13 protein-coding genes are annotated in these 15312 nt (G+C 70.9%); 6 read left to right on the forward strand and 7 right to left on the reverse strand.

All coding sequences use genetic code 11. The annotated features are described in order from the left end of the window. Positions 1 to 6: 6 nt before the first annotated feature. On the reverse strand, positions 7 to 2160 hold the full coding sequence (gene uvrB / locus ACM26Y_RS13780) for an excinuclease ABC subunit UvrB (protein WP_003937917.1): 2154 nt from the start codon (positions 2158 to 2160) through the stop codon (positions 7 to 9). Between the two features lie 131 nt (positions 2161 to 2291). Between uvrB and ACM26Y_RS13785 the strand changes: the two genes are divergently transcribed. Next, positions 2292 to 2804 carry a DUF402 domain-containing protein gene (locus ACM26Y_RS13785; RefSeq protein WP_040783295.1) on the forward strand — a complete coding sequence of 171 codons (513 nt, stop codon included), beginning with the start codon at positions 2292 to 2294 and terminating at the stop codon, positions 2802 to 2804. 30 nt (positions 2805 to 2834) lie between these two features. Here ACM26Y_RS13785 and coaE read toward each other — a convergent pair whose 3' ends face one another. Next, positions 2835 to 4052 carry a dephospho-CoA kinase gene (coaE, locus tag ACM26Y_RS13790; RefSeq protein ID WP_416061186.1) on the reverse strand — a complete coding sequence of 406 codons (1218 nt, stop codon included), beginning with the start codon at positions 4050 to 4052 and terminating at the stop codon, positions 2835 to 2837. Positions 4053 to 4268: 216 nt separating this feature from the next. On the opposite strand from coaE, the gene ACM26Y_RS13795 reads away from it, so the two are divergent. Beyond that, positions 4269 to 4484 (forward strand): hypothetical protein, encoded by a 216-nt coding sequence (locus ACM26Y_RS13795; RefSeq protein WP_003937914.1) that lies wholly within the window; start codon positions 4269 to 4271, stop codon positions 4482 to 4484. A 166-nt stretch (positions 4485 to 4650) separates the two neighbouring features. Here ACM26Y_RS13795 and rpsA read toward each other — a convergent pair whose 3' ends face one another. Next, the gene (gene rpsA, locus ACM26Y_RS13800; RefSeq protein WP_003937913.1) at positions 4651 to 6114 is read right to left on the reverse strand and encodes a 30S ribosomal protein S1; all 1464 of its coding nucleotides are present in this window, start codon (positions 6112 to 6114) and stop codon (positions 4651 to 4653) included. 221 nt (positions 6115 to 6335) lie between these two features. Between rpsA and ACM26Y_RS13805 the strand changes: the two genes are divergently transcribed. The 3 genes from ACM26Y_RS13805 to ACM26Y_RS13815 all read left to right on the forward strand — a co-directional run bounded on the left by ACM26Y_RS13805 (position 6336) and on the right by ACM26Y_RS13815 (position 10830). Then, complete coding sequence (locus tag ACM26Y_RS13805) at positions 6336 to 7184, forward strand: class I SAM-dependent methyltransferase (protein WP_003937912.1); 849 nt, start codon at positions 6336 to 6338, stop codon at positions 7182 to 7184. A 67-nt stretch (positions 7185 to 7251) separates the two neighbouring features. Continuing rightward, positions 7252 to 7935, forward strand: a complete 684-nt coding sequence (locus ACM26Y_RS13810; protein ID WP_416061187.1) for a TMEM175 family protein — start codon at positions 7252 to 7254, stop codon at positions 7933 to 7935. A 99-nt stretch (positions 7936 to 8034) separates the two neighbouring features. After that, on the forward strand, positions 8035 to 10830 hold the full coding sequence (locus ACM26Y_RS13815; RefSeq protein WP_416061188.1) for an AMP-binding protein: 2796 nt from the start codon (positions 8035 to 8037) through the stop codon (positions 10828 to 10830). Between the two features lie 14 nt (positions 10831 to 10844). On the opposite strand, the gene ACM26Y_RS13820 is transcribed toward ACM26Y_RS13815, so the two are convergent. From ACM26Y_RS13820 to ACM26Y_RS13835, 4 genes are all read right to left on the reverse strand, one after another. Further along, positions 10845 to 11606, reverse strand: coding sequence for an amino acid ABC transporter ATP-binding protein (locus ACM26Y_RS13820; RefSeq protein ID WP_003937909.1), 762 nt, complete (start codon positions 11604 to 11606; stop codon positions 10845 to 10847). Beyond that, positions 11603 to 12589, reverse strand: coding sequence for an amino acid ABC transporter permease (locus tag ACM26Y_RS13825; RefSeq protein ID WP_003937908.1), 987 nt, complete (start codon positions 12587 to 12589; stop codon positions 11603 to 11605). Before ACM26Y_RS13825 ends, ACM26Y_RS13820 begins: the two co-directional genes overlap by 4 nt. A 14-nt stretch (positions 12590 to 12603) precedes the next feature. After that, positions 12604 to 13467: an ABC transporter substrate-binding protein gene (locus ACM26Y_RS13830; RefSeq protein ID WP_040783291.1), complete on the reverse strand. Its 864-nt coding sequence runs from the start codon at positions 13465 to 13467 to the stop codon at positions 12604 to 12606. Between the two features lie 188 nt (positions 13468 to 13655). After that, complete coding sequence (locus tag ACM26Y_RS13835; protein ID WP_416061189.1) at positions 13656 to 14750, reverse strand: isocitrate/isopropylmalate dehydrogenase family protein; 1095 nt, start codon at positions 14748 to 14750, stop codon at positions 13656 to 13658. Positions 14751 to 14769: 19 nt separating this feature from the next. On the opposite strand from ACM26Y_RS13835, the gene ACM26Y_RS13840 reads away from it, so the two are divergent. Beyond that, a complete protein-coding gene (locus tag ACM26Y_RS13840) occupies positions 14770 to 15288 on the forward strand; it encodes a 2'-5' RNA ligase family protein (protein WP_003937905.1) in 519 nt (172 codons plus the stop codon). The last annotated feature ends 24 nt before the right edge of the window (positions 15289 to 15312 follow it).

Genomic DNA, 15312 nt, shown 5'->3' on the forward strand with positions numbered 1-15312 from the left:
CAGACGCTACGCGAGGCCCGCGGCGTCCATCCCGCGCAGTTCCTTCTTCAGGTCGGCGATCTCGTCGCGCAACCGCCCGGCCAACTCGAACTGCAGCTCGCGGGCGGCATTCATCATCTGGTCGGTCAGTTCCTGCACCAGGTCCGCCAGTTCGGCGCGGGGCATGGACTTCACGTCGCGGCCCTCGTAGACGCCGGCGCTCACGGCCCGACCGGATTCCCCCGGTGCGCGGCGGCCGCGGGAGGCGTTGCGGCCCGAGCCGCCGACCTCCACGGTGTCGTCGGCCTCCTCGTAGACCTGGTCGAGGATGTCGGCGATCTTCTTGCGCAGCGGCTGCGGGTCGATGCCGTGCTCGAGGTTGTAGGCGATCTGCTTCTCGCGGCGACGCTCGGTCTCTTCGATGGCGCGCGCCATCGAGTCGGTGATTTTGTCGGCGTACATGTGCACCTCGCCGGAGACGTTGCGCGCCGCGCGGCCGATGGTCTGGATGAGGCTGGTCGTCGAGCGCAGGAACCCCTCCTTGTCGGCGTCGAGGATCGCCACCAGCGAGACCTCCGGCAGGTCGAGGCCCTCGCGGAGCAGGTTGATGCCGACGAGGACGTCGTACTCGCCGAGCCGCAGCTGCCGGAGCAGCTCGACCCGCCGGAGGGTGTCGATGTCCGAGTGCAGGTAGCGCACCCGGATGCCGAGCTCGAGCAGGTAGTCGGTGAGGTCCTCGGACATCTTCTTGGTCAGGGTGGTCACGAGGACCCGCTCGTCCCGCTCGGCGCGTTCGCGGATCTCGTGCACCAGGTCGTCGATCTGGCCCTTGGTGGGCTTGACCACGACCTTCGGGTCCACCAGACCGGTCGGCCGGATGACCTGTTCGACGAACTCGCCGCCGGCCTGCCCGAGCTCGTAGGCGCCGGGGGTGGCCGAGAGGTACACCGTCTGACCGATGCGCGCGGCGAACTCCTCCCAGGTCAGCGGGCGGTTGTCGACGGCCGAGGGCAACCGGAATCCGAACTCGACCAGGTTGCGCTTGCGCGACATGTCCCCTTCGTACATCGCGCCGATCTGCGGGACGGTGACGTGGGACTCGTCGATGACGAGCAGGAAGTCCTCCGGGAAGTAGTCGATCAGGGTCGCCGGCGCGGAACCGGCGGGCCGGCCGTCGATGTGCCTGGAGTAGTTCTCGATGCCGGAGCAGAACCCGACCTGCCGGATCATCTCGAGGTCGTACTGGGTGCGCATGCGCAGGCGCTGCGCCTCGAGCAGCTTGCCGCGGTTCTCGAGGTCGGCGAGACGCTCCTCGAGTTCGGCCTCGATGGCCGTCACGGCCCGTTCCATCCGTTCCGGTCCCGCGACGTAGTGGGTGGCCGGGAAGATCCGCAGCGAGTCCACCTTGCGCACCACGTCCCCTGTCAGGGGGTGCAGGTAGTAGAGCGCGTCGATCTCGTCGCCGAAGAACTCGATGCGCACGGCGAGTTCCTCGTAGGCCGGGATGATGTCGACGGTGTCGCCCTTGACCCGGAACGAGCCGCGCGTGAACGCCATGTCGTTGCGGGTGTACTGCACGTCCACCAGCAGGCGCAGCAGGGCGTCCCGGGGCACCTCCACCCCGACCTCGAGCGCGATCGAGCGGTCCAGGTACGACTGCGGCGTGCCCAGGCCGTAGATGCACGACACCGACGCGACCACCACGACGTCACGGCGGGAGAGCAGCGCGGAGGTCGCCGAGTGCCGCAGCCGTTCCACGTCGTCGTTGATCGAGGAGTCCTTCTCGATGTAGGTGTCGGTCTGCGCGATGTACGCCTCGGGCTGGTAGTAGTCGTAGTACGAGACGAAGTACTCGACGGCGTTGTGCGGCAACATCTCCCGCAGTTCGTTGGCGAGCTGCGCGGCGAGGGTCTTGTTCGGCGCCATCACCAGGGTGGGGCGCTGCACCCGCTCGATCAACCACGCGGTCGTGGCCGACTTGCCGGTGCCGGTGGCGCCGAGCAGCACCACGTCCTTCTCCCCCGCCTGCAGGCGGCGCGTGAGCTCGTCGATCGCGGCCGGCTGGTCCCCGGCGGGCCGGTGGTCGCTGACCACCTCGAACCGCCCCTCGGTTCGTTCGATCTCCCCCACCGGGCGGAACTCGGAGTGGGCGACAACGGGATGCTCGCTTGCGAACGCCATGGGAACCAGGGTAGGTGGCGGCACCGACAATGCCGATCGACGGCCGCGACCCGGCGCGCGGACGCCGGGTTCCACAGGGTGCCCGCGGACAGCGCAGGATCACCGGCGCGGCCGGCAGTAACGTTCAGGTCATGTCCGAGGCGAAGCTGCACCACGTCAAGGTCGAGACCTTCGACGTGGCCGCGCACACCAACGTCGACCCGAAGGGCTTCGTCCGGAAGGTCGAGGTGTATCGGGTCGAGCGGTGGGGGCTGTACATGGCGCGGCCCGCCGACCACCCCCAGTTCGGGTATCTCGAGTCGTGGCTGCTGCCGGAGCTGGGCCTGCGCGCCTCGATCTTCCACTTCCGGCCCGGCTTCGAGCGCGACCAGGACCGGTACGTCGACATCGGCGAGTTCTGGCGCGAGGGGGACGTGTGGCATTCGCGCGATCACTACCTCGACCTCGTGGTGCGCACCGGACGCGACACCGCCGTCGAGGACGTCGACGAGCTGCTCGCTGCCGCGGCGGCGGGTCTGCTCGATCCCGGGACCGCCGAGCGCGCGGTGCAACGCGCGTTGCGGGCGGTCGACGGCATCGCCACGCACGGCCACGACCTCGACGCGTGGCTGGCCGCACTGGCCATGCCGATCAGCTGGCGCTGAGCCGCCGGCCGGCCGGCCCCGGCCCGCGCGTCAGGCCGACCATCCGGTCTGCTCGGCCCATTGCCGGGCGCGCGTGTAGGCGCCGTCGAACCAGGGCGCCTTCTCCTCGGCGTAGACGGCGGTAGCCTGGGCGGGGTCGTGCCGGGCCGCCGCGTCGCGGGCCGCGGCCCGCTTGATCTCGGCGTACTCGGTGGCCGCGTCGGAGTCGGCGCGCAGCCAGTCCCGCAGCAGCAGCGCGAACTGCTGGCCCGGCCAGCCCTGCACCCGCAGGTGCACGTACGCGGGCCGCCCCGGGTCGGCACTGCCGTGCAGGCGCATGCCCCACACGGCCGGATCGGTCTCGCCGCCGGCCCCGTACGAAGGCTGCGGTTCGTCGTGGTCGACGTGGGCGATGCGGGGAAAGCCGGCCCCGGCCAGCGCGTCGTCGAGCGCCTCGGCCGCGGCGAGGTCCGGCACGGTGATCTGCAGGTCGAGGACGTCGACGGCGGCCAGGCCGGGCACGGCGGTCGAGCCGATGTGGTCGATCCGCAGGGCGTGTCCCCCGGCGGCGAGGGCGAGCCGGCCGATCAGCCGTTGCGCCTGCCGGTGCCAGTCCGGGTTCGGATCGACGAGCACCGGCGCCGGCCGCACGGGGATGCGGCCGCGCAGGTTGGCCTCGAACGGCACGAGCCGCTCGGTCCACAGCGTGCGCACGGCCGCCGCGAGGGCGTCGCGCTCGCCGTTGTTGTCCAACCAGATATCCGCTGCGGCACGGCGCTGTTCGTCGGTGGCCTGGGCGGCGATGCGGGCCCGCGCATCGTCCTCGGGCATCGCGCGGAGTTCGACCAGGCGGCGCAGCCGCTCGTCGGCGTCGGTGTGCACCACGGCGACGAGGTGGAACGCGGGCGCCATCCCGCCCTCGACGAGCAGCGGGATGTCCTGCACGACGACGGCGTCGGCGGGTGCGGCGGCGACCAGTTCGGCGGTGCGTGCGCCCACCCGAGGGTGGGTTATCGCGTTGAGCACCGCTCGGGCCTCGTCGCTGGCAAAAGCCTTGGCGGCCAAAGCGGGCCGGTTCAGGGAGCCGTCCGGCAGCAGGATGTCCTCGCCGAACGCGGCGGCGAGTTCGGCCAGGCCCTCGGTGCCCGGCGCGACGACCTCGCGGGCGATGGTGTCCGCGTCGACGAGCACCGCCCCCAGCGCGACGAGTTCGTGGGAAACGGTGGATTTGCCCGCCCCGATGCCTCCGGTCAGTCCGAGTCTCAGCACGTCGACCAGTGTCGCATCACCGCTCCGGTGGCCGGACACCGGCCGGTCGTCACACTGCAGTCACAGCACGGTCACGGACAGGTCGCGACCAGCGGTTTCGCCGGCAACACGCCCATCTCACCGGTCTCACCTGCCCCAGTATCATCGGCGCGTCGGATATCGTCGGACCGAGCGTCCGACCACCGTCGTTACCCGCCCCACTCGAGAAGGCACCGCATGCGATCCTCCCCTCAGCTGCCCGGTCGGCATCGCCTCGGCATGGAGAACGGTGTTCACTGCATCCTCATCCCCGAGGTGGCCGCCGCGCTCGCCGAACACCGGCGAAACTGGTTCACCATGCTGCTCAGCAACGCCCGCCACAGCCAGGCGGCGATGCGCAAACGCGCCGCCGAGCTGCCGGCCCAGTGGGCCACCACCCCGGCGGTGAGCTGAACAGCTCCACCCCGGTCGGCGCGACATACAGCACTGTGGCCCCGCTCCTCGTGGAGCGGGGCCACAGTGCTGTACGGCACCGGTGTCGGGTCCCGTCTGTCCATTCCGGGCAGCGAACGCGAGGGGCCCCGCACAGAACCGGTGCGGGGCCCCTCGATCGAACGTGTCAGGCGTTGCCGGACAGCTTCTCGCGCAGGGCGGCAAGCTGCGCGTCGCTGGCGAGCGAACCGCCGGTCGACTCGGCGGCGCCGGTCTCTGCACCCGTCTCGGACGAGTAGTTGGTGCCGGAGACACCCGCGGCAGCCTCGGCGGCCTCGTCGGCAGCCATCTTCTCGATCTGAGCGGTGTGCATCTTGTGGCGACGCTCGGCCTCCGCGTAGCGGGACTCCCACTCCTCGCGCTGCTTCTCGAAGCCCTCGAGCCACTCGTTGGTCTCGGGGTCGAAGCCCTCGGGGAAGATGTAGTTGCCCTGCTCGTCGTAGCTGTCGGCCATGCCGTACTTCGACGGGTCGAACTCGGCGTTGTAGTCCTCGTTCGCCTGCTTCAGCGACAGCGAGATGCGGCGACGCTCGAGGTCGATGTCGATGACCTTGACCATCGCGTCGTCGCCGACGGCCACGACCTGGTCCGGAACCTCCACGTGGCGCTCGGCCAGCTCGGAGATGTGCACCAGGCCCTCGATGCCCTCCTCGACGCGCACGAACGCGCCGAACGGAACCAGCTTGGTGACCTTGCCGGGGACGATCTGGCCGATCGCGTGGGTCCGGGCGAACTGACGCCACGGGTCTTCCTGGGTGGCCTTGAGCGAGAGCGACACGCGCTCGCGGTCCAGATCGACGTCGAGAACCTCGACGGTGACCTCGTTGCCGACCTCGACGACCTCGGACGGGTGGTCGATGTGCTTCCAGGACAGCTCGGAGACGTGCACCAGACCGTCCACCCCGCCCAGATCGACGAACGCGCCGAAGTTGACGATGGAGGACACGACGCCCTTGCGGACCTGGCCCTTCTGGAGCTGGTGCAGGAACTCGCTGCGGACCTCGGACTGGGTCTGCTCGAGCCAGGCGCGACGCGACAGGACCACATTGTTGCGGTTCTTGTCGAGCTCGATGATCTTGGCCTCGATCTCCTTGCCGACGTACGGCTGCAGATCGCGGACGCGACGCATCTCGACGAGCGACGCGGGCAGGAAGCCACGCAGGCCGATGTCGAGGATCAGGCCGCCCTTGACGACCTCGATGACGGTGCCCTTGACGGCCTCGTCCTTCTCCTTGAGCTCCTCGATCGTGCCCCACGCGCGCTCGTACTGCGCACGCTTCTTCGACAGGATCAGGCGGCCTTCCTTGTCCTCCTTGGTGAGAACCAGGGCCTCGACCTCGTCGCCGACGGAGACGACCTCGTTGGGGTCGACGTCGTGCTTGATGGAGAGCTCACGGGACGGAATGACGCCTTCGGTCTTGTAACCGATGTCGAGCAGCACCTCGTCGCGATCAACCTTGACGATGGTGCCTTCCACGATGTCGCCATCGTTGAAGTACTTGATCGTGGCGTCGATGGCGGCGAGAAAATCCTCGGCGGAGCCGATGTCGTTGACGGCTACCTGCGGCGAGGTGACGGTGGTGGAGGGCATGTGTTGAGTTGCTCCGGACGGGTTGGTAGTCGGTTGATGAAGTTCGGTCGGACGAGCGGACCGCGCGCCGCGCGAACGCCGCGCACACCCCGCCGCGGGCGACCGCGCCGGATCCTGTCGGGCCACGGGCGGACACTCGCGACCCTCAGGCTACGCGTCCCGGTGCTAGCTGGGCAAACCCGGGCCGGTCCCGCTCGTCCGGCGGCTCTACCCTGAACGACATGTCCGACGACCGTCACGCCCACGCCCAGTCCGTCCTGGGAACGACCCGCGCAGGTCGGGCCCGCCTCGGCACCAGGGACAGCGAACGTGCGAGCCGCACCTGGTGGGACGCCGACGCCGCGGACTACCACCGCACCCACGGCGAGTTCCTCGGCGTGGACTCGGCGGAGGGCGAGTTCGTGTGGTGCCCGGAGGGGCTGCACGAGGGCGATGTCCACCTGCTCGGCGACGTGTCCGGCAGGGACGTCCTCGAGGTCGGCTGCGGTTCGGCGCCGTGCGCCCGCTGGCTCGCCGGGCGGGGTGCCCGGGCGGTGGGTCTGGACATCTCCATGGGGATGCTCTCCCGCGGGCAGGTCGCGATGGACCGCGGCGGGCCGCGGGTGCCGCTCGTCCAGGCCGGCGCGGAGGATCTGCCCTTCGCGGACGAGAGCTTCGACATCGTGTGCTCGGCATTCGGTGCCGTACCGTTCGTCGCCGACTCGGCACGGGTCATGCGGGAGGTCGCGCGGGTGCTGCGCCCGGGCGGGGTCTGGGTGTTCGCGGTCAACCATCCGATCCGCTGGATCTTCCCGGACGACCCGGGCGAACGCGGACTGACCGCGATGCTGCCCTACTTCGATCGCACCCCGTACGTGGAGGTCGACGAGGACGGGGTTCCCACCTACGTCGAGCATCACCGCACCATCGGCGACCGGGTTCGCGAACTCGTCGCGGCCGGCCTCGAGATCCGCGACATCGTCGAACCGGAATGGCCGGAGGGGCTCGACCGGGAGTGGGGCCAGTGGAGCCCGCTGCGGGGGGAGCTGTTCCCCGGCACCGCGATCTTCTGCAGCCGCAAACCGGACTGACCGGCTGCGAACGCCGCTCCCTTCCGATCGTCCGTTGCGCCGGAGCCGCCTGTGTCAAGGTCGGGGAGTGACGCCCGAGGACGATTCCGGCGCATCGCGCGCACACCACGGCACGCGACACGGCGGTCGGCTGCTGCCCACCACGCGGCTCGACGCGTTCTCCGACGGAGTCTTCGCAATCGTCATCACGCTTCTCGTCCTCGAACTCGACGTCCCCGAATCGGCATCCCGGCTGTTCGAGGACCTGCGGGCCGAATGGCCGTCTTTCCTGGGATATCTGGTCAGCTTCGCCTTCATCGGTGGGGTGTGGGTCGAGCACATCAACCTCACCCGCGTGCTGCGGGCGGCCGACGCGGTCTTCCTGCGCCTGAATCTGTTGCTGCTGCTGTTCGTGTCCTTCCTGCCGTTCACCACCAGCCTGATGGCGACCCATCTGGCCGACGCGGCACGCCGACCGGCGACGGTGGCGTTCGGTCTGAACCTGACCCTGGCGATCCTGATGAGCAACGTGCTGATCGTCTACGCCGTGCGTGCCGCCGATCTCACCGACGAGGCGGGCCGCGCCGAACTGCCGACGCTGGCCCGCGAGCGGTGGTCGGCGGCGGTGCTCATGGCCGCCTCGACCGTGCTGGCGGCGTTTCTGCCGCAGCTCGCGGTGGCGTTCTATCTCGCGGCCGCCGTGGTCCTGCTCGCCGAGCCGTTCCGGGTTCTCCGGGTCCGCCGGCACCGAGCGGGCACCGGGCGGGGCTGAACCGACCGGCCGGGGGCCTTCGGCCCTTCTCGTCGCCCGCACCGGCGCCTATGTTGGGCAGCAGGACGATCGGTCCCTCCCACAGGCGGCGAGACGACAGTGAGCGAGCCTACGATCTCGGGGCAGGACGATGCCCTGCTGCTGTCGGTGGTCCGCGACCTGGTGGCCGAGCGGTACACGATCGATCGCGCCGCCGGCACGCGGCTCGACAGCGTCTTCGATCGGGATCTCGGGCTCGACAGCCTCGCCGTCACCGAACTGTTCTCCCGTGTCGAGGAGGTCTTCGCGGTGCGCCTGCCCCGCGAGGCGCTCGGCACCGTGAGCACCCCGCGTCAGCTGCTGGGCGCGGTGCACCGCGCACCCGCGCGAGAGCGCCGCGGCCCGGTGCCCGCACGGCGGGCCGCGCCGGGACCCGCCGAACGGACCCCGGACGCGACCGCAACCCTGACCGAGGCGCTCTCCTGGCACGCCCGCACCCATCCGGATCGTGTCCATCTGCGCATCCTCACCGAGGGACACCGGAGCGAGATCGGCTACGGCGAGCTCTACTCGGCGGCCGCTACCGTGTCCGCCGCGCTGCTCGCCCGCGATCTGCGCCCCGGTGACGCGGTCGGTCTGATGCTGCCCACGGGCCGGGAGTACTTCACGACGTTCACCGGCGTGCTCCTGGCCGGCGGTGTCCCCGTCCCGGTCTACCCGCCGGCACGTCCGTCCCAGCTCGCCGAACACCTGCGCCGCCAGGTACGCATCCTCGACAATGCCCGGGTCCGTGTGCTGGTCACCGATCCGGAGGCCGCCGGCCTGGCCCGGTTGACGGCCGGCCAGGTGCCGACGGTGCGCCACGTCGTGACCCCGGGGGAACTGACCGGGTACGGCGAGGCGGCCGGCGCCGCACGCGCCGCCGGCGACATCGCCCTGCTGCAGTACACCTCCGGCAGCACGGGTGATCCCAAGGGCGTGACCCTCACCCATGCGAACTTGCTGGCCGACATCCGGGCGATGGGCACGGCCGCCGAGGTCTCCACCTCCGACGTCTTCGTCAGCTGGCTGCCCCTCTACCACGACATGGGGCTGATCGGCGTGTGGTTGTCCGGCCTGTACTTCGCGGTGCCGGTGGCGGTGATGTCGCCGCTGGAGTTCCTCGCCCGCCCGGAGCGGTGGTTGTGGGCGATCCACACCCAGCACGGGACCCTGTCGGCGGCGCCGAACTTCGCCTACGAGTTGTGCCTGCGCCGAATCGGCGACGCCGACGTCGACGGGCTCGATCTCGGCTCGCTGCGCATGCTGTTCAACGGTGCCGAAGCCGTGAATGCGGACACCGTGCTCCGGTTCTGCGACCGGTTCGCCGCCTACGGGCTCCGCCGCGAGGCCATGGCCCCGGTGTACGGGCTGGCGGAAGCGTGCGTCGGACTCACCTTCCCGCCCGTCGGGCGGGGCCCGGTGATCGACCGGGTCGACCGCGAGCGTTTCCTGCGGACGGGCCGCGCGGTGCCTGCCGGTGACGAGGATCCGAATCCGTTGCGTTTCGTCGCGTGCGGCCGGCCACTCCCGGGGCACCGGATCCGGGTGGTCGACTCGGCTTCGAACGTGCTGGGCGACCGGCGCGAGGGCCGGATCGAGTTCCGCGGCCCCTCCGCCACCGCCGGGTACTACCGCAATCCGCCGGCGAGCCGGGCGCTGTCGCGGCACGGATGGCTCGACACCGGCGACCTCGGCTACCTCGACGGCGGCGAACTGTACGTCACCGGTCGCATCAAGGACCTCGTCATCCGGGCGGGCCGCAACCTGCACCCGGAGGAACTGGAGCGGGTGGTGGGCGAGATCCCCGGCATCCGGAAGGGCTGCGTGGCGGTGTTCGCGACCACCGCGCAGTCCGGCGGCACCGAGCGCCTGGTCGTCCTGGCTGAGACGCGCGAGACCGGGGCGGCCGTCCTCGACCGGCTCCGCGAACGCATCGCCGGGGCCGCGGTGGACCTGCTCGGAACCCCGCCGGACGACATCGTGCTCGCCCCGCCCGGAACGGTGCGCAAGACCTCGAGCGGCAAGATCCGCCGGTCGGCCACCCGGGAACGCTACGAGCAGGGCGACATGCGGGCCCGGCCCCGGCCGGTGTGGTGGCAACTGACACGGTTCGCCGTCCGCGGTGCGGTCCCGAGCCTGCGGCGCGCGGTCCACCTCGTCCGGACCGGGGCGTTCGCCCTGTGGTGCTGGACGACGGTCGTCGTGGTCGGCCTGCCGACCCTGATCGCCGTGGCGGTGCTGCCTCGGCTTCCGGCGCGCCGCGCGGCCGCGGGCCGGGCCGCGCGCGCGCTCGCCCGCCTGACCCGCACCCCGGTGACCGCGCACGGCACCGAGTATCTCGCGCGGTTGCCGGACTGTGTGGTGGTCGCCAACCACGCCAGCTTCCTGGACGCCATCGCGATGTCGGCGGTCCTGCCGGGCAGCTACACGTTCGTCGCCGGTGAGGTCTTCGAGCGCAAACCGTTCATCGGGTTCCTCCTGCGGCGAGTCGGTACGCGGTTCGTCGAGCGCACCGAGCGCGAGCAGAGCGTCGCCGACGCGGACCGGTTGGTCGAGGCGGCCCGTGCCGGGGGTCGTCTGGTGGTGTTCCCCGAGGGTGCACTCTCACCGGTCCCGGGGCTGCGGTCCTTCCGTCTGGGCGCGTTCGTGATCGCTGCGCGGGCGGGTCTTCCGGTGGTCCCGGTCGCGATCACCGGTACCCGCGCGATGATGTGGCCCGACCACGGCAGGATCATCCACCGCGGAGCGGTCCACCTGGTCGTCGGCGCGCCGATCCTGCCGTCCGGTGACAGTTGGGACGCCGCCGTGGCGCTCGAGCGGGCGGCGCGGGCCGTGATCGCCGCACATTGTGGAGAGCCCGACGGGGGCCGCTGAGCGGGGCCCCGGCGCTAGAGCAGCTTGGACAGGAACGTCTTGGTCCGTTCGTGCTGGGGATTGCGCAGCAGCTCCTGCGGCGGGCCGGCCTCGACGACCACGCCGCCGTCCATGAACACCAATTGGTCGGCGACCTCTCGGGCGAAGCCCATCTCGTGGGTGACCACCATCATCGTCATCCCGCCGGCGGCGAGGTCCCGCATGACCGCCAGCACCTCGCCGACGAGTTCGGGGTCCAGGGCGGAGGTGGGTTCGTCGAAGAGCATGAGCTTGGGTTCCATGGCCAGGGCGCGGGCGATGGCGACGCGTTGCTGCTGGCCGCCGGAGAGCTGGGCCGGGTAGGCGTCGGCTTTGGCCGCGAGCCCGACCTTGTCGAGCAGGTCCCGCGCCAGTGCGACGGCGTCGGGGCGACGCATCTTCTTCACCAGCATGGGCGCCTCGATGACGTTCTCGAGGGCCGTGCGGTGCGGGAACAGGTTGAAGTGCTGGAAGACCATGCCGATCTCACGGCGCTGCCTGGCCGCCGCGCGCGGGCTCAGCTCGTAGAGCTTGCCGCCGCGTTCGGCGTAGCCGACGAAGTGGCCGTCGACGTGCAGGCGGCCGGCGTCGATGTTCTCGAGGTGGTTGATGCAGCGCAGGAAGGTGGACTTGCCGGATCCGGAGGGTCCGATCAGGCAGGCGACGGTGCCGTCGGGCACCTCGAGGGACATGCCGTTGAGCACCCGCAGGGCGCCGTAGCTCTTGTAGACCCGGTCGGCCTGGACCATGGGCGTCATCGACGTTCTCCTCCGGGGATGTCGGGTGCCTGCGCGGCGCCGGGCTCGACGGGCACGGGCTTGCCCTGCGCGTCGGCGAGGGCCTGCAACTGCCGCGTCGTGAGCTGGCGGCTCAGGCCCTTCGAGTAGTGCCGTTCGAGGAAGTACTGCCCCACCATGAGCAGGCTGGTGATGGCCAGGTACCAGGTGGCGGCGACGAGCAGCAGCGGGATGGGCTGGAAGTTGGCGCCGGAGATGTCGCGGGCGCGGCCGTAGAGCTCGAGGCTGTACGGCACCGCCGCGACCAGGGAGGTGGTCTTGAGCATGCTGATGAGCTCGTTGCCCGTCGGCGGGATGATCACCCGCATCGCCTGCGGCAGGACCGTGCGGCGGATGGTCTGCGACCACGACATGCCGAGCGCCACCGAGGCCTCCGTCTGGCCTTCGGGGACCGAGCCGATCCCGGCGCGCACGATCTCGGCCATGTAGGCGGCCTCGTTGAGCCCGAGTCCGATCACGGCGAACAGGAAGGCCGCGTTGATGCCCTGCAGGTCGATGTGCACGAACTGGTGCACGAACGGGATGCCGAGGTCGAGCTGCTTGTAGATCGAGGGGAACAGGCCCCAGAACACCAGCTGCACGTAGACGGGGGTGCCGCGGAAGATCCACAGGTACACCCAGGAGACGGTCTTGAGCACCGGGTTCGGGGACAGGCGCATGACCGCGAGGAGCACGCCGAGCAGGACGGCGAGCAGCATCGCCAGCACGGTCAGCTGCACGGTCTTCCAGGCCGCTGCGGTGATGCGCCGGTCGAACAGGTACTGCGCGTACACGTCCCACCGGTAGGCCTCGTTGGTGGCGGCGCCGTAGAGGAACAGCGCCAGCAGCACGGCGACGACGATGCCGGCGATCCAGCGGCCCGGCCGGCGCAGCGGCACGGCCTCGATGGTTTCCGGTTCGGTCTGCGGTTCCGGTCCGGTGACGGAGGTCGGGCGGTCGCTCATCGCACCCCTTTCGGTCAGCTCGTCGCCGCGTTGATCTGCGCGGTGTCGATGGTTCCTTCTTCCATGCCCCACCGCTGCGCGATCTGCGCGTAGACGCCGGAGTCGATGAGATGCTGCATCGCCTGTTGCAGCACCGGTCCGAGCGGCGAGCCCTTCGCGACGACGAAGCCGTAGGGGGCGGCGTCGAATACCGGTCCGGCGGTCTCGAGGCGGCCGTCGCTGCGGGCGATCGCGTACGCGGTGATCGGCGAGTCGGCCGAGAGGGCGTCGACGCGGCCGAGGATCAGGGCGTTGGTGGCCTCGTCCTGGCTGTCGTACTTGACCTTGTCGATCGGGGGTCTGCCCGCGGCGACGCAGGCTTCGCTCTTGGCGGGCACCTCGTCGATGTCCTCGTAGGTGGTGGTCTGCACCGCGACGCGCAGCCCGCACGCGTTGTCGGGGTCGACGTCGTCGCCGACGCGTTGGGCCCATTGCACGCCGGCGCTGTAGTAGGTGACGAAGTCGACGGACTGCTCGCGTTCCTTGGTGTCGGTGAACGACGACGAGCCCATGTCGAACGTGCCCGCCTGCACGGCCGGGATGATGCGGTCGAAGTCGGATTCGTTGAATACCGGGCGCACGCCGAGGACGTCGCCGAGGGCCTCGACGAGTTCGACCGCGAAACCGACGATGCGGCCGTCGTCGTCCTTGAACTCGTTCGGGGCGTAGGGAACGTTGACGCCCACCTTCAGCTCGCCGGTCGCGGCGACGGTCGCCGGGAGCTGGTCGGCGATCGCGTCGACCCGGTCGGTGCCGACCGGGTCACCGGGCGGCACGGTCGACTCGGTGTTGACGACGCAGCCGGACAGGACCGCGGCCGTCAGCAGCGCACCGAGCATCCCCGCGACGAGGCGCCGGCGGCCGGTCGGTCCGGTACGTGCTGGTTCGTTCACAACCGCACAGTATCCATCGACGGACCCCGATTGCGGAAACCATCGCGCACCGGAGCCGGTGTCGAGGGGCTCGGTGGTGCCGGTGGTGCGGCGCCCCGGCGGGTCGAGCCGGCCGGGCGGGGTGGGGCTCGGGCTCAGCGGCGCAGCGTACGGGCGACGACGGTCTCGGTGAATTCCGCGGTGGAGGCGAGTCCCCCGAGGTCGGCGGTAGCCACGCCGGCCTCGACGGTCGCGGCGACGGCGTGCTCGATCCGGCGGGCGGCGGCGGCGAACCCGGGTACGTCGTGGACGGTGCCGAGCCGGTCGAGGAGCATCGCGGCGGACAGGATGAGGGCCGTGGGATTGGCGCGGTTGCGTCCGGCGATGTCGGGGGCCGCCCCGTGGGCGGCCTGCGCCATGGCCTGGGTGTCGGAGGCGTTGATCGACGCCGCGGTGCCGAGCGAGCCGGACAGCTCGCCCGCGAGGTCGGAGAGGATGTCGCCGAACATGTTCTCGGTCACGACGACGTCGTAGTCGCCGCCGTGGCGGACGAGGTGGGCGGCCATGGCGTCGACGTGCTCGTCGTCCACTGCGACCGACGGATACTGGGCGCCGACCTCTCGGCACACGTCCCGGAACAGGCCGGTGGTCAGGGACAGCACGTTGGCTTTGTGCACGATCGTGAGGCGTTGGCGACGACGTGCGGCGAGCCGGAAGGCGGTGTGGGCGATGCGTTCGGTGGCGGCCCGGGTGACGACGCCGACGGCGAGCGCGACGTCGGGGGTGGGCATGAATTCCCCGCTGCCGACGGCCATGTTGCGGTCGGCGTAGAGCCCTTCGGTGTTCTCCCGCACGATGACGAGGTCCATGTGCGGTGACACGGCGCGGACGCCGGGCAGGGCGCGGGCGGGGCGGATGTTGGCGTAGAGGTCGAACCGCTTGCGGATCTGTCCGCCCGGGGTGAGCCGGCCGCGGAACGGGTCGGGATAGGCCGCGCTGTCGTGCGGTCCGAGGATCCACGCACTCAGACCGGCGAGGGCGTCGAGGGTGGATTCGGGGGTGGGGGTGCCGTGGGTGGCGATCGCATCGGCTCCGAGCGGGAGCGGGACCCAGTCGATCTGCGGGCCGTGGGCGGCGGCGACGGCGGCGTCGACCACGCGGCGGGTGGCCGGGACGATCTCGTGCCCGATGCCGTCGCCTTCGAGCAGTCCGATGCGGTGCGGGGCGGGGATTGCGACGGCGTCGGTCATAGGGCAATCATTACCCACCATGGTGCAGTCGGTGGAACTGCTCCTCGACGACCGCCTGGATCAGGCCGTCCGGGAGGAATGGGCGCGTTTGCTGGACGTGGGGCTGGCCAGCCAGGCCCGCAACCGGTCCGAATCGAACCGCCCGCACATCACGCTGGCGGTCGCCGCTTCGATTCCGCCGGGCGTGGAGGGGGCGATGCGGGAGCGGATCGCGGGGGTGCCGTTGCCGGTGCGGCTCGGGGGCATGGTGCTGTTCGGCTCGCGTACCGCGACGGTGGCACGGCTGGTGGTGCCGACCGCCGAGCTGCTCGAGCTGCAGCGGGCGGTGTTCGAGCTGGTCGACGGGTGTCCCGGTGTACCGCCGCACACCCGGCCCGGCGAGTGGACTCCGCACGTGACCCTGGCCCGCCGGGTGCCGCCGGGCCGGCTCGGCTCGGCGCTGGCGGCGACCCGCGCCGGCAGCCGCGAGTTGACGGGTGTGACGGCGGGCATCCGCCGATGGGACGGCGAGGCGCGACGCGAGTGGCGGGTGGTGTGAGGGCACGGCGTGGTGGGACGGCGC

The sequence above is a fragment of the Rhodococcus indonesiensis genome (genome assembly GCF_047782815.1).
Taxonomy (GTDB): Bacteria; Actinomycetota; Actinomycetes; order Mycobacteriales; family Mycobacteriaceae; genus Rhodococcus; species Rhodococcus indonesiensis.